The 18605-nt window shown below is 61.5% G+C and carries 21 protein-coding genes and 1 tRNA gene; 12 read left to right on the top strand and 10 right to left on the bottom strand.

Features of this window, described 5'->3' with window-relative positions; genetic code table 11:
• Nucleotides 1-97 precede the first annotated feature (97 nt).
• Nucleotides 98-1438: a dimethylsulfonioproprionate lyase DddP gene (dddP, locus tag U3648_RS07630; RefSeq protein WP_420858652.1), complete on the bottom strand. Its 1341-nt coding sequence runs from the start codon at nt 1436-1438 to the stop codon at nt 98-100.
• 112 nt (nt 1439-1550) lie between these two features.
• Here dddP and U3648_RS07635 point away from each other — a divergent pair, with 112 nt between their 5' ends.
• The gene (locus U3648_RS07635) at nt 1551-2309 is read left to right on the top strand and encodes a heme-dependent oxidative N-demethylase family protein (protein WP_420858653.1); all 759 of its coding nucleotides are present in this window, start codon (nt 1551-1553) and stop codon (nt 2307-2309) included.
• Here the strand turns inward: U3648_RS07635 and U3648_RS07640 are convergent.
• The 5 genes from U3648_RS07640 to U3648_RS07660 form a co-directional block, all read right to left on the bottom strand.
• Nucleotides 2296-2649 (bottom strand): hypothetical protein, encoded by a 354-nt coding sequence (locus U3648_RS07640; RefSeq protein WP_420858654.1) that lies wholly within the window; start codon nt 2647-2649, stop codon nt 2296-2298. The genes U3648_RS07635 and U3648_RS07640 overlap by 14 nt on opposite strands.
• A 2-nt stretch (nt 2650-2651) precedes the next feature.
• Nucleotides 2652-2858: a hypothetical protein gene (locus U3648_RS07645; RefSeq protein ID WP_420858655.1), complete on the bottom strand. Its 207-nt coding sequence runs from the start codon at nt 2856-2858 to the stop codon at nt 2652-2654.
• Nucleotides 2859-3151: 293 nt separating this feature from the next.
• Entirely contained in the window at nt 3152-4033 is an 882-nt protein-coding gene (locus U3648_RS07650) for a hypothetical protein (protein ID WP_420858656.1), read from the bottom strand.
• 216 nt (nt 4034-4249) lie between these two features.
• Complete coding sequence (gene glnA / locus U3648_RS07655; RefSeq protein ID WP_129680603.1) at nt 4250-5656, bottom strand: type I glutamate--ammonia ligase; 1407 nt, start codon at nt 5654-5656, stop codon at nt 4250-4252.
• Nucleotides 5657-5690: 34 nt separating this feature from the next.
• Nucleotides 5691-6029 (bottom strand): P-II family nitrogen regulator, encoded by a 339-nt coding sequence (locus U3648_RS07660; RefSeq protein ID WP_420858657.1) that lies wholly within the window; start codon nt 6027-6029, stop codon nt 5691-5693.
• A 174-nt stretch (nt 6030-6203) separates the two neighbouring features.
• On the opposite strand from U3648_RS07660, the gene U3648_RS07665 reads away from it, so the two are divergent.
• Nucleotides 6204-7820 carry an NAD(P)H-hydrate dehydratase gene (locus U3648_RS07665; protein WP_420858658.1) on the top strand — a complete coding sequence of 539 codons (1617 nt, stop codon included), beginning with the start codon at nt 6204-6206 and terminating at the stop codon, nt 7818-7820.
• A gap of 159 nt (nt 7821-7979) precedes the next feature.
• On the opposite strand, the gene U3648_RS07670 is transcribed toward U3648_RS07665, so the two are convergent.
• On the bottom strand, nt 7980-8453 hold the full coding sequence (locus tag U3648_RS07670; protein ID WP_420858659.1) for a Hint domain-containing protein: 474 nt from the start codon (nt 8451-8453) through the stop codon (nt 7980-7982).
• A gap of 169 nt (nt 8454-8622) precedes the next feature.
• On the opposite strand from U3648_RS07670, the gene U3648_RS07675 reads away from it, so the two are divergent.
• The 3 genes from U3648_RS07675 to U3648_RS07685 all read left to right on the top strand — a co-directional run bounded on the left by U3648_RS07675 (nt 8623) and on the right by U3648_RS07685 (nt 10873).
• Nucleotides 8623-8707, top strand: a tRNA-Leu gene (locus tag U3648_RS07675).
• A 147-nt stretch (nt 8708-8854) separates the two neighbouring features.
• On the top strand, nt 8855-10189 hold the full coding sequence (gene tig, locus U3648_RS07680) for a trigger factor (protein WP_420858660.1): 1335 nt from the start codon (nt 8855-8857) through the stop codon (nt 10187-10189).
• Nucleotides 10190-10399: 210 nt separating this feature from the next.
• On the top strand, nt 10400-10873 hold the full coding sequence (locus tag U3648_RS07685) for a hypothetical protein (RefSeq protein ID WP_420858661.1): 474 nt from the start codon (nt 10400-10402) through the stop codon (nt 10871-10873).
• A gap of 76 nt (nt 10874-10949) precedes the next feature.
• Here U3648_RS07685 and rplI read toward each other — a convergent pair whose 3' ends face one another.
• The 3 genes from rplI to rpsF are packed head-to-tail and all read right to left on the bottom strand — an operon-like array spanning nt 10950 to nt 12174.
• Nucleotides 10950-11555: a 50S ribosomal protein L9 gene (gene rplI, locus U3648_RS07690; RefSeq protein ID WP_420858662.1), complete on the bottom strand. Its 606-nt coding sequence runs from the start codon at nt 11553-11555 to the stop codon at nt 10950-10952.
• Between the two features lie 12 nt (nt 11556-11567).
• Entirely contained in the window at nt 11568-11795 is a 228-nt protein-coding gene (rpsR, locus tag U3648_RS07695) for a 30S ribosomal protein S18 (protein ID WP_129680618.1), read from the bottom strand.
• A 25-nt stretch (nt 11796-11820) separates the two neighbouring features.
• Entirely contained in the window at nt 11821-12174 is a 354-nt protein-coding gene (rpsF, locus tag U3648_RS07700; protein ID WP_129680620.1) for a 30S ribosomal protein S6, read from the bottom strand.
• Nucleotides 12175-12460: 286 nt separating this feature from the next.
• Here rpsF and U3648_RS07705 point away from each other — a divergent pair, with 286 nt between their 5' ends.
• The 7 genes from U3648_RS07705 (at nt 12461) to mltG (ending at nt 18441) form a co-directional block, all read left to right on the top strand.
• Nucleotides 12461-13111, top strand: coding sequence for a hypothetical protein (locus U3648_RS07705; protein WP_420858663.1), 651 nt, complete (start codon nt 12461-12463; stop codon nt 13109-13111).
• 116 nt (nt 13112-13227) lie between these two features.
• On the top strand, nt 13228-14166 hold the full coding sequence (fabD, locus tag U3648_RS07710) for an ACP S-malonyltransferase (protein ID WP_420858664.1): 939 nt from the start codon (nt 13228-13230) through the stop codon (nt 14164-14166).
• A gap of 32 nt (nt 14167-14198) precedes the next feature.
• A complete protein-coding gene (gene fabG / locus U3648_RS07715) occupies nt 14199-14936 on the top strand; it encodes a 3-oxoacyl-[acyl-carrier-protein] reductase (RefSeq protein WP_129680626.1) in 738 nt (245 codons plus the stop codon).
• A 250-nt stretch (nt 14937-15186) separates the two neighbouring features.
• The gene (locus tag U3648_RS07720; protein ID WP_129680628.1) at nt 15187-15420 is read left to right on the top strand and encodes an acyl carrier protein; all 234 of its coding nucleotides are present in this window, start codon (nt 15187-15189) and stop codon (nt 15418-15420) included.
• A 144-nt stretch (nt 15421-15564) separates the two neighbouring features.
• Nucleotides 15565-15933 (top strand): hypothetical protein, encoded by a 369-nt coding sequence (locus U3648_RS07725; RefSeq protein ID WP_420858665.1) that lies wholly within the window; start codon nt 15565-15567, stop codon nt 15931-15933.
• An 82-nt stretch (nt 15934-16015) separates the two neighbouring features.
• A complete protein-coding gene (gene fabF, locus U3648_RS07730) occupies nt 16016-17275 on the top strand; it encodes a beta-ketoacyl-ACP synthase II (protein ID WP_420858666.1) in 1260 nt (419 codons plus the stop codon).
• On the top strand, nt 17275-18441 hold the full coding sequence (mltG, locus tag U3648_RS07735) for an endolytic transglycosylase MltG (protein ID WP_420858667.1): 1167 nt from the start codon (nt 17275-17277) through the stop codon (nt 18439-18441). Before fabF ends, mltG begins: the two co-directional genes overlap by 1 nt.
• Nucleotides 18442-18605 lie beyond the last annotated feature (164 nt).

Consider the following 18605-nt stretch of genomic DNA (forward strand, 5'->3'; position numbering starts at 1 on the left):
TCCTTTGGATCGGACCAAAGTGGTCGGCAGGGGGCCGCCGCTCAACCCATGTTTCAGCTGTCTCTCGGGAAGGTGAGGGCCGGTGACCGGCCCACTTTTATTCGCCCATCAGCGCCGGATCGAAGGGGTATTTGGTCAAGTTCTCAAACCCGTCTTCCGTCACAAGCACCTGATCTTCCAGCTTGATCGAAAAGTCACCGCCAACCGCGCCCACTGCCGCCTCGACACACAGGACCATCCCCGGTTGCAGTTCATAGTCAAAACTGCCGGGAACCGCGTTGTCGGGATAGGCGACCAGAGGCCATTCATCGCAGAGGCCCACCCCATGCATCATGCAGCCGTATTTCTGCGCCTGAAACTGATCGTCCAAACGGTGGCAATTCGCGGTCAGCTCCGGGATCGACACGCCGGGCTTGATCATCTGCATGTTGGTCATGATGTGTTCATGGGCATGGCGCATGGCATAGATCATGTCCTCGCGCGGTTTCCTGTCGCCAACCCACCATGTCCGGCTGATGTCGATGCAGATGCCGTAGCTGCCGATCAGATCGGTGTCGAAGGCCACGATTTCGTTGTTCTGCACGATACGGGGGCCGCACTCCTGAAACCACGGGTTTGTGCGCGGGCCGGAAGCCAGAAGCCGGGTTTCGATCCATTCGCCGCCACGACGGATGTTCTCGGCGTGTAGCACAGCCCAGATATCATCCTCGGATGTCTTGCCTTGGGGCACGGCGGCGCGGGCGAAATCCTCCATCGCCTTCACGGCGGTTTCGCAGGCATGGCTGGCGCAGCGCATCGCCTTGATCTCGTCGGGGCCCTTGATGGCGCGGGATTTCTCGGTCACTTCTTCGCCGGGCATGATCTCGAACCCCTGCGCCTCTAGCGCGCGAAGTCCGTGCAGCATGACCTTGTCAACGGCAAGCCGCCGGTTGCCCCCGGCGTGGTCCGCGACCAGTTTGCGCACTTCGTTGGCAAAGACATCGGCGGCCACATCCACCTTGTCACCCCGATCGAAGTAGAACAGGTCGGCCCCCGACCGGATTTCGCGGACCAGCGGATTGAATTCGGCAAGGAAGGGCGAATTCTTGTAGTCCCACAGCACCATGTAACCGTCGGGCAGGACAAGGCATGCGCGGAACGGGTTGTGCGTGTTCCACAGCTGCATGTTGGTCGAGTCAGTCGCATAGCGGATGTTCAGCGGGTCGAACATCAACAAGCCGCCGTAGCCCCGGTCCACGATGGCCTGTGTCAGACGGTTCAGACGGTAGCCGCGCATGGCCTCCAGATCGGGAAGCTCCAGCCCCGCAGCCGCCCATTCCGAGAATGCCAGTTGGGTCGGCCCGATTTCGATCCGGTCGTTGTCATTGGGGCTGCCGTCGCCCAGTCGATCACCACGGGTTGGGTCGATCTTGCGTCGGTCGCGGTAATGGTCGTTCATCTGGGCCTCCCTGCCTGCCTGCGAATGCTGCGCCGGGGGGCGGGAAAAATCCGGTCTGTTTTCGACATTTTCGGGTATGGAATCTCCGCACCAGTCCTGCCAAGAATTCGGCATGACGCAATCCGATCCAATCCTGCAAAGCCAGATCCCGCAGATTCAACGCGACCGGGCCGCCGCGCGGCTTCCGTCGATGGTGCCAGTCGCCCCGGGGGAGTGGTTGCAGGTGGATGACGCCTATGCCGGGCAGTTGGCGGAAAAGGCGCGGTTGATTGCCGCCCATCGGGACCGGGTGATGGCCTGCCTGCCCGAGGCGCGGGATGCAGCGGCGGAACTTCTGACGGTGGTTCTGGCAGAGATCGCCATGCGGCCCGATTTCGCGATGCTGGGGCATGGGATCAGGCGGCCGGATGGGGTGGTGGTGTCACCTGACCCGAAGGACCCGCTGTTGACCCTGTCGCAGTTGGTGCAGGAAGACCTGTGCATCCTGCAAAAACAGGGCGACGAGCATGTTCTGACGGCGGCGCTTCTGTGCTTTCCTGCCAGTTGGACGTTGGCGGAAAAGATCGGGCGGCCATTGACGGTAATCCATGTTCCCGTTGCCCACTATGACGACGGGATCGCGGCGCGGGTTCAGCGGTTGTTTGACGGGGTACAGCCGGGGCGGCCGGTCTGGCGGGCCAACCTGTTGCGCTATGAAGACCCGGCTCTGTTCCAACCTCGGGCCGAAGCCGATCAGCGCCCGGTCGGGCGCCCCGACAGCGCCTTTGAACGGTCTGAACGTCAGACGGTCTTGCGGTTGCCGGGCACCGGGGCGGTCGTGTTTTCGATCCACACGCGCGTTGTGTGCCGCGGTGCGATCAGTCAGGGGTAGCGAGCGTGTCGCCCTTTGGGGCCGACAGGGTGACGACCCCACCCGATTGTTCCATTCCAAACAGGCGCGTTGACAGCCCGGTGGACAGGTCAAGGTGCATCAGCCCGAAGTAGAGCAGGATGGCGAGGCCGAATTGAACGACCTTGCCCAAGGGACCGTAGTTGGCAGCCCGAAGCAGGGTGCGCAAGGTTCCGAAAAGGGCCGACCAGGTACCGGCGGCCCGGACCCGGCGCGGCCTTGAGACCGTGCGCTTGCCGATATCGGGCTGGCGGCCCTGTGCTTCGCGCAGGAAATCGCTGACCTTGATGCTTGCGCCTGTCGTCCTGCCTTGCTGCGCCATCTTCAGAAAAAGACCTTGAGTATCTCCTGCCCGACATCAAGCTGGGACGTGCCCATCGCGGTGCCAGTCAAGGCCATCGTGCGCGCGGTCAGAGACAGGCTTTCCCGCCCGAGAGCGGCAAGGATGAACAATGCCACGCCCACGGGAAGCGCAAAGGCAAGGACCGCGGCGTTCAACGCATTTGTGGACAGGTGTCGTTCAATGGGCATACCGTCCGGTGTCGCAAGACCATTTGATGGTACCAACCGCCGCAGTGCACCCCATCGGGGCTTGCGCTTGTCTCCGGAAAGGACGGCACGGATTGCTTCCCGCTCGGCCAATTCGGCGTCATAGCGCGCGGCCAATGACGGAAGAACGTCTTCGGGCCGGGCGCCGTGCCTATGGCTGGTCATACAGGTTCGTGGCTGAGGATAGCCGACTGGAGTTGCCCGTCTCGGTATCGTGGACATTGCTCGATCTCCTGTTCTTGTCAGGCCCCGTGTCGGGGGTCTCATGGTCCTGTTCATGTCAGAAACGCCAATATCTGTGTCCCTGCTTCGGCTTGCGAGACGCCAAGCGACGCCCCGGCAAGCCCCATCGCACGGGCGCTGAGGTTCAGGCTTTCGCGTCCGAGGATGGAACAGGTCAGCACGACGGCGCCCATTGGCAGCGAAAACGCGATAACTGACGCGTTCAGGGCATTGATCGCGGCCCTGTGCGCCAGCGGTTTGGCCAGCCGCGGAACAGGCAGTTCATCTTCGCTCGGGTAGAGCGCGATCCTGACCCTTTCTCGGTCGAAGCAGTCCTTTTGCGCATTGGCGTCGTCGATTTTCGGGCGCGGTCGCCTGACCACTGCGCGGCTGTCCGCATTTGCCGCCGGATGTGTCGGGACGATGGAACCTGCCGTGACGCCCGCCTTGCCTGCGGTGGCGCGTCGTTGCCGTTCAAGTTCCTTCTGCACGATTGGCACAATACAATCGATGATCGTCCCACAAATGTCTGACGCGACGGTTTCATCCACTTCCATCATCAGAAGTTCGTCGGCGGGATGCCGGGACTGGACCCGGTCCGCCAGCCCAAGGCAGACATCCGATCTGTGTTCGAAAAGCTGCCCATGGCCGTTTCCGTCCGGCCCGGTTCCGACAGAGAACACAAGGCATTCTGCGAAATCGCGGAAACAGTCGATATCCGGGAAGTCCCGCCTGAAATCGCAGTAGGCGACGCATATTCGCAGCCCGACCATGTCAAATATGACAAAATCGTCGGATTGCGACGACAGATGCGCATCCAGCTCCGAGTGGTTGCACAGAGACTCTTCCAGCTCCCGGGTGAGTTCCCGGAAGTCCAGATATGAAGGTTTGGCATAGCACAATGCCGAAATCGTACTGTTGGACCCACTGCTCATGGTCAATCCTCCAGCGTTGTTTCGATATGGTTAACACCGAAATTGTGTGGAGAATTTGGAGTGACTGTGAGCATTTTGGCGACAATCATGTCAGGCTTGGTGCCAAAATGTGAAACGGTCAGGCCCGGGGCGGGCGATTGTTGCCGGGTTTTGACCGGGCAAAAAGAAAGGGCGCCCCGGTCGGGACGCCCTTCCTGATCTGATGGTCCAGCTGGATCAGCAGCTGTAGTACATCTTGTATTCCACCGGGTGCGGGGTGTGTTCGTAGGCGTAGACCTCTTCCCACTTCAGCGCCATGTAGCCTTCAAGCTGCCCCTTGGTGAACACGTCACCGGCCAGCAGGAACTCGTGATCGGCTTCCAGGGCTTCCAGCGCTTCGCGCAGCGAGCCGCAGACGGTCGGGATCTCGGCCAGTTCTTCCGGCGGAAGATCGTAGAGGTCCTTGTCCGAGGCTGCGCCCGGGTCGATCTTGTTCTTGATGCCGTCGATGCCGGCCATCAGCAGGGCGGCAAACGCCAGGTAGGGGTTCGCGGCCGGATCGGGGAAACGGGCCTCAACGCGCTTGGCTTTCGGCGATTCCGACCACGGAATACGGACGCAGCCGGACCGGTTGCGGGCCGAGTAAGCACGCAGAACGGGGGCCTCGAAGCCGGGGATCAGACGCTTGTACGAGTTGGTCGCCGGGTTGGTGATGGCGTTCAGCGCCTTGGCGTGCTTCAGGATGCCGCCGATGAAATACAGGGCTTCCTGGCTGAGGTCGGCGTATTTGTCGCCAGCGAACAGCGGCTTGCCGTCTTTCCAGATCGACATGTTCACGTGCATCCCGGTGCCGTTGTCGCCCGAGATCGGCTTCGGCATGAAGGTCGCCGACTTGCCATAGGCCTGAGCCACGTTGTGGATGACGTACTTGTACTTCTGGATCTCGTCGGCCTGCTTGGTCAGCGTGCCGAAGATCAAGCCCAGTTCGTGCTGGCACGAGGCCACTTCGTGGTGGTGCTTGTCGACCTTCATGCCCATGCGCTTCATGGTCGAGAGCATTTCCGAGCGCATGTCCTGCGCGTCGTCGATCGGGTTGACCGGGAAGTAGCCGCCCTTGATGCCGGGACGGTGGCCGGTGTTGCCCATTTCGTATTCGGTGTCGGTGTTCCAGGCGCCGTCGATGGCGTCGACTTCATAGGAAACCTTGTTCATCGAGACCGAGAAGCGGACATCGTCGAAGATGAAGAATTCGGCTTCGGGGCCGAAGTAGGCGGTGTCGCCCACGCCCGAGGACTTCAGGTAGGCTTCGGCCTTGAGAGCGGTGCCGCGCGGGTCGCGGTCATAGGCTTCGCCGGTGTCGGGTTCGACCACGTTGCAGTGCAGGCAGATGGTCTTTTCCGCGTAGAACGGATCGACATAGACGCTTTCGGTGTCGGCGATCAGTTTCATGTCGGACTGGTCGATGGACTTCCAGCCAGCGATGGACGACCCGTCGAACATGAAGCCTTCTTCGAGGAAGTCTTCATCGACCAGATCGGACACGATGGTCACGTGCTGGAGTTTGCCCTTGGGGTCGGTGAACCGGATATCGACGTAGTCCACGTCTTCGTCGCGGATCAGCTTGAGAACGTCAGCTGCGCTCATGTTTGATACCTCTTTTGGAGTAGCAGTGTTGGAATTACAGCGCGTCGTCGCCGGTTTCACCGGTCCGGATGCGAATGGCTTGTTCGACGGGCGAGACGAAAATCTTTCCGTCACCGATCTTGTCGGTCTTGGCGGCGCCGATGATTGCCTCGATGGCGCTGTCGACCTGATCGTCGGCCAGAACCACCTCGATCTTCACTTTGGGAAGGAAGTCGACGACATATTCGGCGCCCCGATACAACTCGGTATGGCCCTTCTGTCGGCCAAAGCCCTTGACCTCGACCACGGACAGGCCCTGGACGCCCGCCTCTTGCAGGGCCTCCTTCACCTCGTCGAGCTTGAACGGCTTGATGATGGCTTCGATCTTTTTCATGGGCGCGACTCCCCCGTGCATGGTGTTCTAGGGCGTCTGACCACTTCCCATTCGCGGGGACAATTGGATAGGCTGTGATAGCGGTATCCGCAGGGGGCATTTCGGGTGGAGTGCCTAAATTTTGTGCAAATCGCCCATCGGGCGGGCAGTTTGAAAACTTTCCGGGCTCAATCCATGACCGAACTCCTCACCGCCGCCCAAATGCGCGCCATCGAACAGGCCGCCTTCGACTCTGGCCGGGTGACGGGGCTGGAGCTGATGGAACGGGCCGGGCGCGGCGTGGTCGAGGCGGTGTTCGAGGAATGGCCGGAATTGGCCCAATCCCCGCACCGGGCGGTGGTCCTCTGCGGACCGGGCAATAATGGCGGTGACGGGTTTGTGGTGGCGCGGCTGCTGAAAGACTGGGGCTGGGAGGTGGAGGTGTTCCTCTACGGCGACCCTGACAAGCTGCCCCCTGATGCGCGGGTGAACTGCGAACGGTGGTGCGGGCTAGGTGCGGTCGAGCCACTGACTGCCGAGACGATAGACGGCTATGAAGAGGATCATCCGGACACGGTTCTTGCAGTGGACGCATTATTCGGAACGGGATTGACCCGTCCGTTCAATGATCTCGGCAATGTTCAGGATACATTGAACTACTGGCAAGCCGCGTCCCCACAAGGAACTGCTCCAAGGGTCGTTTCGGTCGATATCCCAAGCGGAATATGTTCCGACACCGGCCGCTACCTCGACGCGGAAGGGATAATCCCCTACGATTGCTTGATCATGGCTAACCTGACGGTGACGTTCCACGCTGCGAAGCGTGGGCATCACTTGGCGTCTGGACCGCAAGGATGTGGACGACTTCGTGTGACCTCAATCGGACTGGAGGGTTTCCGGCAAACAGATCCCAACTCTGAGGGCCTGCTTCGGTTCGCTACCGATCCCAAAGGCGAGGGCTTCTTGCCGCTGTTTCAGCGCGCGGGCAAGAAAACCGCACACACGCACAAATACACCCACGGCCACGCCCTGATCCTCTCTGGCGGGTCCGGCAAGGGCGGGGCGGCCCGGCTGTCTGCGCGCGGCGCGTTGCGGATCGGGGCCGGGTTGGTGACGGTGGGCTGCCCGCCGGAGGCGGTCGTCGAAAACGCGGCAAGGCTGGATGCGGTAATTCTGGCGCAGATCGCGGATGGGGATGCCCTTGGCCGCGTGCTGGAGGATCAGCGGATCAATGCGCTCTGTCTTGGTCCCGGTCTTGGGCTGGACCGCGCACGCGAGTTGGTCCCGGTGGCCTTGTCGGCGGGGCGGCGGACGGTCTTGGATGCCGATGCGTTGACCGCTTTCGCCGACCGCCCGGATGATCTGTTCCGTCTGCTGCATGCCGCATGCGTTATGACCCCGCACGCGGGCGAATTTGCCCGCCTGTTTCCTGACATTGCGGAACAGCTTGCCGCACCCGCCACTACCGGCCCGGCCTATTCCAAGGTGGATGCCACGCGCGATGCGGCGGCGCGGGCGGGGTGCACGATCCTGTTCAAGGGGCCGGACACGGTGATTGCCTCGCCAGATGGAAGCTGTGCGATCAATTCCGCCCACTATGACCGCGCCGCGCCCTGGCTGGCAACGGCGGGGTCTGGCGATGTGTTGGCCGGGTTCATCACGGGGCTTCTGGCCCGCGGGTTCAGCCCGCAAGAGGCGGCCGAGACCGCCGCTTGGCTGCATGTCGAATGCGCGCTTTCGTTCGGGCCGGGGTTGATTGCCGAAGACCTGCCCAAGGAATTGCCGAAAGTGTTCCGATCCCTCGGTCTATGACCTCTTCTTTGGGTCAATAAATATCTCGGGGGTGAGGCCCGCATGGGCCGAGGGGGCAGCGCCCCCTGATGTCACCATGGGTCTTGACCCATGGGCCCCCGAAACGAATGCAGCCCCGGCCGGAGGCGCGGGGCTGCTTCAAATCGGGTGATGTCCGGCTCAGACCGAAGCGGAGGCCATTTCGACGCCGTCGGCGTAGATGATGTGCTGCTTGTCGAAGACCATTTCATAGATCTTCACGCGCATTTTGGACTGTTCGGCGACGAATTCGCCGTCAGCGAGACGGGAGGCCTTGACCAGAACCTGCTTGGCCCCAAACAGCGCTTCTGCCCGCCAATCACGCAGGTGGATCAGCGTGTCAGGCGCCACCACCATATCCCGGTCCGGGCGGGTGTGGCCAAGGCTGCCGGCCTTGATGCGGATGCAGGCCACGTCCTCTTCGCGGATGCGCATTTCCTTCAACACCGCAACGCCAGTGTCGCGGGTGATGATGCGGTCGCCGGGGGCGATATGTTCGATCGGAAGTTCCCCTTCCATCGTCATGACGATGGCACCGGCCAGAAGCCCGGCGGAGGTTTTGGTTACAACGGCATCTGCCGTGGCCGCAGAAGCGGTCTTGATCCCTTGGTGCATGGCGGTTCCCGCTCTTGCTGATGTCTGCCTCAATCTTTTGCGGCAGAATGTGTCAAAAAATGGTTCATGTCATGCTCTTTTTGGGATTTGATCTGACAATTTCGGGGCAAGAAATTTTCGAAAAAGCCTCTCGCCTCTGCCGTTTTGCTTTGCTAGAGAGCCCCCGGACGCGGGTGTGGCGAAATTGGTAGACGCACCAGATTTAGGTTCTGGCGCCGCAAGGCGTGGGGGTTCAAGTCCCTCCACCCGCACCATCCCCCGGACATAGACGGCAAAGAGCGCCATTGGCGCTGTTTTGGGCCTTAAACGCCTTGCGCAGGCGGGCGTCCGACAATAGAAGGGCCCCTGATTTGGGATCGGCCGCGCCCTTCGCGGCCTCTATTGACGTAGAAGGACAGAAGATGCAGGTCACCGAGACCCTCAACGAAGGCCTCAAGCGCGCCTATTCCATCACCCTGACGGCGGCCGAGCTTGAAGCCAAGGTCAACGAAAAGCTGGAAGAAGCCCGCCCCGAGGTCGCCATGAAAGGCTTCCGCAAGGGCAAGGTGCCCATGTCGCTGCTGAAAAAGCAGTTCGGCCCCCGCGTTCTGGGCGAAGCCATGCAGGAAGGCATCGACGGCGCGCTGAACAACCATCTTGAAACCTCGGGCCATCGTCCGGCTGCCCAGCCGGAAATGAAGATGACCGACGGCGAAAGCTGGAAAGAAGGCGACGACGTCAATGTCGAGGTGAGCTATGAAATGCTCCCCGAGATTCCGGACACCGATTTTTCCAAGATCAAGCTGGAGCGGATGGTCGTGAAGGCTGATGACGCTGCCGTGACCGAGGCGTTGGAAAACCTCGCCAAGACTGCCCAGAACTTCGAAGACCGCAAGAAGGGCTCGAAGGCCAAGGACGGCGATCAGGTTGTGATCGACTTCGTGGGCAAGGTCGACGGCGAAGCCTTTGAAGGCGGGTCCGCCGAGGACTATCCGCTGGTTCTGGGCTCCAACTCCTTTATTCCGGGCTTTGAAGAGGGCCTCGTTGGCGTGAAAGCCGGGGACGAGAAGGATGTGGAAGTCACCTTCCCAGAGGAATACGGCGCAGAGCATCTGGCCGGCAAGGCCGCTGTCTTTTCCTGCACCATCAAAGCCGTGAAGGAACCGAAGGCTGCCGAGATCAACGACGATCTGGCCAAGCAGTTCGGTGCCGAGGATCTGGAGTCGCTGAAGACTCAGATCACCGAGCGTCTTGAAGCCGAGTATGCCGGTGCGTCCCGCGCAGTGGCCAAGCGTGGCCTGCTGGACGCGCTGGATGGTCTGGTTGACTTTGACCTGCCGACCACGCTGGTCGACGCCGAGGCCAAGCAGATCGCCCACCAGCTGTGGCACGAGGACAACCCCGATCACCACGGCCATGACCATGGCGAGATCGAACCGACCGATGAGCACCTGAAGCTGGCCAAGCGCCGCGTGAAGCTGGGCCTGCTGCTGGCCGAGATCGGTCAGAAGGCCGAGATCAAGGTCTCTGACGCCGAACTGACCCAGGCCGTGATGAACCAGGCCCGTCAGTACCCGGGTCAGGAGCGCCAGTTCTTTGAATTCGTCCAGCAGAACGCCGCCTTCCGGCAGCAGCTGCAGGCGCCGATCTTCGAAGACAAGGTTGTTGATCACATCCTTGAAGCCGCCAAGGTGACTGAAAAGGACGTGTCGAAGGCCGATCTGGAAAAGGCCGTCGAGGCGCTTGAAGAAGAATAGGACCGACGCAGTCGCACCGGTTTGAAAGGGCGCCCTTGCGGCGCCCTTTTTGTTTGACAGAGGTCAAAGCGGTGACGCTTGGGGCCGGTTTCAATAGTGGCAGCGTGAAGGTGGGGAAATCCTGACCAAAAAGACAACCGGTTTTTCTTTGATAACCGGGGGCAAAGGGGGCAGACTGCTATCAATAATTCTTAAGCGAAGGGACATGACATGAAACGTATTCTAGTTGCGATTGCTATGTTGGTGGGCTTTGCGGCCACTGCGCAGGCCTGCCCCGATTTCAATCAGTGGGGGGAAAGCTATCGCGCGACCGGGCAACAGTTGTTCCAGGAACGCCGGTTCAACGTTGTTGCGGGGGGATCGAACTATATCTGGAACTGCCCGAACGTCCGGCCGGGAACGGACCGGGGGGCGGGGTATTTCACGACCGCACCTGATTTCACTTTCGATCTGTCGGGCATGGGCGGCTATCAGCTGGTCATTAGTGTTGTCAGCCGCTGCGATGCTGCGCTGCTTGTCAACACCGCATCGGCCAATTGGTACTATGATGACGACGACAACGGGAACCTCGACCCCCGGATCGTTCTGACCCGTCCGGCGAATGGCTATCTGGATGTGTGGGTTGGCACCTACGACGGGGAATATTGCGACGCGATCTTGTCGCTGGAAACTTTCCGCCGCTGATTTTGGCAGTTCCGACGTAAAAAGGGCCGCGCAATTCGCGCGGCCCTTCGTCATTAGGTCGGGATGTCCGGACGCCTTAGGCGTCGTCATCCTCGGCGGCCGGGGCGTCGCCATCGTCATCCATCTGGGCGCCGCCGATATCGTCGAACAGTTCCTGGATTTCAAACTCGGCAGCGGCCTCTTCTTCGGCGGCCAGTTCCTGGATCGACTTGCCGGAAGCCTGCAGTTCGGCTTCTTCGGCGGAACGTGCAACGTTCACCTCAACCGAAATGGTCACTTCCGGGTGCAGCACGACGTCAACGCTGTGCAGGCCAAGTTCCTTGATCGGGCCGGTCAGAACGACCTGCTTGCGATCGACAGAGAACCCTTCGGCGGTCGCGGTTTCGGCGATGTCACGCGGGGTGACAGAGCCGTAGAGCGCGCCGGAGTCGGCAGCGGAGCGAATCACGACGAACTGCTGGCCATCCAGCTTTTCGCCGAGAGCTTCGGCCTCTTTGCGGGTTTCGAGGTTGCGGGCTTCCAGCTGGGCCTTTTCGGTCTCAAAGCGGGCCATGTTGGCGTCGTTTGCACGAAGGGCCTTGCCTTGCGGCAGCAGGAAGTTGCGGGCGTAGCCATCCTTGACGGAGACCACTTCGCCCATCTGGCCAAGCTTGGCCACGCGTTCGAGAAGGATCACTTCCATGATGTCAGCTCCTTACTTTACGGCGTAGGGCAGAAGGGCCAGGAACCGGGCGCGCTTGATCGCCTGGGCGAGCTTGCGCTGGTTCTTGGCGCCGACGGCGGTGATGCGGGCCGGGACGATCTTGCCGCGCTCAGAGATGTAGCGCTGCAGGGTCTTGGTGTCCTTGTAGTCGATCTTCGGGGCGTTCTCGCCTTCGAAGGGATCGCTTTTGCGGCGGCGGAAAAACGGTTTGGTAGCCATGACTTACAGTCCTTTCGGGATCAAGTTAGCGACGTTCGCGGCGTTCGCCACGGTCGTCACGCTTCTGCATCTGGACCGAGGGGCCTTCCTCGTGCGCGTCGACCTTGATGGTCATCACGCGCATGACGTCGTCATGCAGACGCATCAGGCGTTCCATTTCCTGAACGGCGGCCGAGGGCGCGTCCGAACGCAGGAAGGCATAGTGCCCTTTGCGGTTCTTGTTGATCTTGTAGGCCATCGTCTTGACGCCCCAGTATTCATTTTCAACAACCTTGCCGCCGTTGTCGGCAAGCACGGTCGAGAAATGTTCGATGAGGCTTTCGGCTTGCGCGTTGGACAGGTCCTGACGCGCAATGAAGACATGCTCGTAAAGCGGCATGCGGGCTCCATTTCTATCGCGGCGCATTTCATAGGGCAGGGGGTCGATGCCTTCCGCACCCCACCCACGAGAGTCTGCGCGGTTCATAAGATTACCGCGGAAGGATGCGGCCTTATACAGGTCGGGCGGCGACAGGCAAGGTGAAAACAACCCAAATTGCGGGCTGCCGCAGTGCGTTAATCAAGAGTTAATCTTCCAACCGGCGCCGCAGCCCTGCCAGACTTTGGCCACAGTCCTGCATTTGAGTCCAATTTGGATGGAATGAGGGAGAGGCGTCATGCAAAGGATGTCCGAAGAAGTCCGGGGATTGCCGAAGACAGGGGTTGCCAGCGATACGAATGCCGGGGTCCGGGTCGATCAGACCTATTGGGGATATGTTCTTCACGGCCAGAAAGCGGAACTGAAGCTCGCCAATGTTGCTGCCAGCATCGCCTGGTTGGTCGGAATTGGATTCATGGTCGCGGCAGCCGGGATGTGGCTGATGCCGGGGGCGGTGTTTTCCGGCAGCGTGTTGGGCATGAAGATGGGCGCGTCTGTCGTCCTCGGTGGGATCGGTGGGCTATTGCTCAATTGGTCGGGCAAGTCTGGCGAACAGGTGGTAGAAGTGGACACGACCCGCGGCGAGATCCGGTTCGTAGTGCAATCACGGGTCGGACGGCCCGTTGTCGTTGGCCGGATCGGAATCGATGCGATCGGTGGCGTTCTTATCGACCGGAGCCGTGCAGGCCAGTGTGTTCTGAAGCTGCGGTTGGGCAATACCCATCGCACGATCGAGCTGATCTCGGGGAGAGAGGCCGATCTTGTGCCGGTCCGGGACCGTCTTGGCCGTGATCTTCTGGTCGGTGGGCGTTTTGTCAATGGCGTGACCGCGCGGACGCCGACGGAGCCTCGGCCCGATTTTTCACCGGAAGGTTATCGCAAGTTCATTCCCGCCTGAACTGGCAGGAATCCGGGTTCGAAAGGCGGCCATTGGGTCGCCTTTTCTTGTTCTGTGCTCGCGCCCGCGCTATGGCAGGGAAAACACGAACCTAGAACGCGGGAAGGGACAAGAACATGCGGGCATTCGTTTTTCCGGGGCAGGGCGCCCAAGCCATCGGGATGGGTAAGGCGCTGGCCGATGCCTATCCTGCCGCCAAAGCGGTTTTTGACGAAGTCGACGACGCCCTTGGCGAAAGCCTTTCGGCGCTGATCTGGGAGGGCGAGATTGAACAGTTGACCCTGACCCGCAATGCGCAACCGGCGCTGATGGCGACCTCGCTGGCGGCGATGCGCGCGCTTGAGGCGGAAGGGGTCACGATCGAAGCCGCATCTTTCGTGGCTGGCCACAGTCTTGGCGAATATTCGGCGTTGGCCGCTGCGGGCGCGTTGACGGTTGCCGATACGGCCCGCCTGCTGCGCATTCGCGGCACGGCAATGCAAGAGGCCGTTCCGGTCGGCGTCGGCGCGATGGCCGCGCTTCTTGGGTTGGATTTCGCTGGGGCAACTGCGGTGGCGAAGGAGGCCGCGCAGGGTCAGGTCTGTCAGGCCGCCAACGACAATGATCCCGGTCAGGTGGTTGTGTCAGGCCACAAAGAGGCCGTGGAACGTGCTGTCGAGATCGCCAAGGCGAAGGGGGCCAAGCGCGCACTTTTGCTGCCGGTGTCCGCCCCGTTCCATTGCGAACTGATGGAGCCTGCCGCCCGCGTGATGGAAGATGCGCTGAACGCGGTTGACATCAGCGAACCCAAAGTGCCGGTCGTTGCCAATGTCGAGGCCCGCGCGGTTTCCGACCCGGCGACCATCCGGTCGCTGCTGGTTGAGCAGGTCACCGGGTCTGTCCGCTGGCGCGAATCCGTGGCGTGGATGGCCGAACAGGGCGTGACCGAAGCCTGGGAAATCGGGGCGGGCAAGGCCCTGTCGGGGATGATCAAGCGGATTTCCCGCGAGATGGGAACCCGCGCCATCGGCACCCCCGAAGATGTTGCCGCCGCCGCCGAGAGCCTGCGCGGCTGAACTTCAGAAGTTACTTCAGAAAAGGAATCCAGATGTTTGATCTGACTGGGAAAAATGCCCTCGTGACCGGTGCCTCCGGCGGCATCGGCGGCGAGATTGCCAAGGCCCTTCACGCGGCGGGCGCGACCGTCGCCCTGTCGGGCACCCGTGAGGCGCCGTTGCAGGAGCTGGCCGCCGAACTGGGTGACCGGGTGCATGTGCTGCCCTGTAACCTGTCCGATGCCGAGGCGGTTACCGCGCTGCCGGGCCGGGCGGTCGAGGCGATGGGATCGCTGGATATTCTGGTGAACAACGCCGGGATTACCCGTGACAACATCTTCATGCGGATGTCGGACGAGGAATGGGCGAGCGTGCTGGAGGTCAACCTGACCTCGACTATGCGCCTGTGCAAGGGCGCCATTCGCGGGATGATGAAATCGCGCTGGGGCCGGATCGTGAATATTTCGTCCATCGTTGGGGCCACCGGCAATCCGGGGCAGGCCAACTATGCCGCGTCCAAGGCGGGCATGGTGGGGATGTCGAAATCTATCGCCTATGAGGTTGCCAGCCGGGGAATCACCGTGAACTGTGTCGCCCCGGGGTTCATCGCCACGGCCATGACCGACAAGCTGAACGACGATCAAAAGGCCAAGATCAACGGCCAGATTCCGGCCGCGCGGATGGGCACGCCCGAAGAAATCGCGGCGGCGGTTCTGTACCTTGCATCAAACGAAGCAGGCTATGTCACAGGTGCCACTTTGCACGTCAATGGTGGCATGGCGATGATCTGACGTTAGGGCAACGTGGCACCGTCCGGCCGGTTCGCGCCCTGCCATCGCAGGACCGTTGACCTGATCGCATAGCCGGTGTCACATGTCCCGAAAGCGTTTGCCTTGGCCGATTTCTCTGCTATAGGCCACGCAGTTTTGCCGCGGCGCGCCCTTGTGCGCTGGCGGTTTCATCCCCAACTGGGGACCCATAGCCGCCCCGCGGGGCAAGCAAGAACGGGCAAAGTGCCCAAATGGAACGTGAGGAACAGACATGAGCGACGTCGCTGACCGCGTGCGGAAAATCGTTGTAGAGCACCTGGGTGTGGAAGAAGACAAGGTTGCCGAGAACGCTTCGTTCATCGACGATCTGGGCGCCGACAGCCTTGACACCGTCGAACTGGTGATGGCTTTCGAAGAAGAATTCGGCATCGAGATCCCGGATGATGCGGCCGAAACCATCCAGACTTTCGGCGACGCCGTGAAGTTCATCTCGGAAGCTCAGTAAGCTTTCGACGATATTCGAATTGGAAGCGGCGTCCTTCGGGGCGCCGTTTTCCTTTTGTCGGGGCGGTCTTCACGCGGGCTGACATCCCGGTGATAGCCGTGAATGCTGATTGACCGGCTGTCGCGGCGCGGTATGCGTGGTGGCATGAAAAACCTGCTTTCCGATCCTATCGCACCCGGCATTGCCCTGCTTGTCATGGTGTCTTTTGCCGTCTTGGGCCTGCCTGAATGGCTGGGGGCGCATCGGTGGTGGGCGACGAATGTTGTGGTATGGGGCTCGGCCCTTGGGGCCCTTCTATGGTGGGTCGGGGCACGGTTTGCCGTTGCGGCCTTGGTTCCGTCTGTTCTGCTTGTCGGACTTGGGGCAATGGCCGCGCGGTTTGGCAAGGCGGCTTTCGTCGCAAGTTATGCCGAGAATGCGCTGGCGGGCCGGTTCTGGTTCTTTGGCTGGATTACGTTGTGCGCCGGGGTGTTCTGGACCGTCGCGGTGCTGGCCCGCCGCTCAAAACCCTGAACGCGCCCTCTTTCCCTTGCCCCCAGAATGCCGCCTGCGCTATCAGGGGCCGAAGGAAACCTGACAGAGGTGAGGGCAGAATATGCGCCGTGTCGTCGTAACTGGGCTGGGGCTTGTGACCCCTCTTGCAGATGGTGTCGAAGAAAGCTGGAGCCGCATTCTGGACGGGCAGTCCGGCGCGGGCACCATTGCCCAGTTCGATGCCAGCCATCTGACCACGAATTACGCCTGCGAAGTGAAGCGCGGCGATGGCACCGATGGCACGTTTAACGCCGATAAATACATGGAACCCAAGGAACAGCGGAAGGTCGATGACTTCATCCTGTTCGGGATCGCGGCAGCGCAGCAGGCAGTTGAGGATTCCGGCTGGGTTGCTGAAACCGATGAGCAGAAGAACCGCACCGGTGTTCTGATCGGCTCGGGGATTGGTGGGCTGAAGTCCATCGCGGATACCGCCGTCATGATCAAGGAACGCGGCCCGCGCCGGGTGTCGCCGTTCTTTATCCCCGGCGCGCTGATCAACCTGATTTCCGGGCAGGTCAGCATTCGCTATGGCTTCAAGGGGCCGAACCACGCGGTTGTTACGGCCTGTTCGACCGGTGCACACGCGATTGGTGACGCCGCCCGCCTGATCAAATACGGCAATGCCGACGTGATGGTTGCCGGTGGGGCAGAGGCCGCGATCTGTGAGATCGGGATCGCCGGGTTCAACGCCTGCAAGGCCCTGTCGACCAAACGCGCCGACGACCCCAAGGCCGCCAGCCGCCCCTACGACGCGGATCGTGACGGGTTTGTCATGGGCGAGGGCGCAGGCATTGTCGTGCTGGAGGAATATGAGCACGCCAAGGCCCGTGGCGCAAAGATCTATGCCGAGGTTCTGGGCTATGGCCTGTCCGGCGACGCCTATCACATCACCGCCCCGTCCGAGGACGGTGAGGGCGGCGAGCGGTCCATGCGGGCGGCGCTGGCCGATGCAGGGCTTCAGCCGGCGGATATCGACTATATCAACGCGCATGGCACGTCGACCATGGCGGATGTGATCGAACTGGGCGCGGTCGAGCGGATGATGGGCGATGCAGCCTCCAAGGTCACCATGTCGTCGACCAAGTCGATGACCGGCCACCTTCTGGGGGCGGCTGGTGCGATCGAGGCGATCTTCTCGATCCTTGCGATCCGTGACCAGGTGGCCCCGCCGACCATCAACCTTGAGAACGTCGCGGTGGAAACCAAGGTCGATCTGGCCCCCAACGCCAAACGTGAGCGCGAAATCAACGTGGCCCTGTCGAACTCCTTTGGCTTTGGCGGCACCAATGCGAGCGTGCTGTTCGGGAAACCCTCCTGATGTGGCGGCATATCGCCTCTAACGCGCTGACATTCTTCATCATTGCCCTGTTCCTTCTGGCCGGGGTGGTGATGCTTGGCGCACGCCAGTATTCAGAGCCGGGACCCTTGACGCAGGCCATCTGTCTACGGGTCGAAAGCGGCACCAACATGCGGGCCGTGTCGCGCGATCTGGAATCGCAGGGGGCGATCAGTTCGGGGTCGATCTTTCGGATCGGCGCCGATTATTCGGACAAATCGGGCCAGTTGAAGGCCGGGAGTTTCCTGATCCCTGCCCGCGCCACGATGGAAGAGATCACCGACATCATCACCCGTGGCGGTGCCAGCACCTGCGGCACCGAGGTGGTCTATCGGATCGGGGTGACCCGGTCGGTCATTCAGGTGCGCGAACTGGACCCGGCCGACAATCGCTATGTCGAGGTGGCAGAGTTCGAGCGCGGTGCCGAGGAGATCCCGGCCGCCTATCTTGAGGTGCAGGAGAAATCCGACACCCGCTACCGCGTGGCGATGGCGGAGGGCGTGACCAGTTGGCAGGTGGTCGATACGCTGAACGCCATTGATACGCTGGGCGCTGATTTTGACGGGGTGCCGCCGGAAGGGTCATTAGCCCCCGACAGCTATGAGTTTACGCCGGGCACGCCCGTCGCCGCGATCGTTGACCGAATGACCGAACGCCAGTCCGCGATCCTGGCTGAGGCCTGGGCGGGCAGGGCCGATGGGCTGCCGCTGGCATCGCCGGAAGAGGCGCTGATCCTGGCCTCGATCGTCGAAAAGGAAACCGGTGGCTATGACGAGGTCCGCACGGTGGCCAGCGTATTCGAGAACCGGTTGAATCGTGGGATGCGTCTGCAAACGGACCCGACAGTGATCTATGGCATCACCAACGGCGTCGGTGTTCTGGGCCGTGGTCTGCGGCAAAGCGAGCTGCGGGCCGAAACCCCCTATAACACCTATGTCATTGAGGGCCTGCCGCCGACGCCGATCGCGAACCCCGGCCGGCTGTCGATCGAGGCGGTGATGAACCCGGAAGAAACCGACTATATTTTCTTCGTGGCCAAGACGCTTGATCCGCGGGACGGGCATAATTTTGCGGCCAACCTTGATGACCACAACCGCAACGTCGCGGCCTATCGCGCGCTGGAGGCCGAGGCGGCGGCGAACCAATAGGTTTCGAAAACCTAAATGATACCGGGCGGTTAGTTGCGCAACGCGTTGACCGACCGCCCGCTTTCACGTATAAGTTGTGACATGCTGGAAGACGTGTGACGCGGCCCGGGGGCGACCCTTCGGGCCGTTTTTCGTTTCAACGGACGATCCCCTAGCAAGGCACA

The organism is Marivivens marinus (genome assembly GCF_035969385.1).
Classification (GTDB): Bacteria; Pseudomonadota; Alphaproteobacteria; order Rhodobacterales; family Rhodobacteraceae; genus SELP01.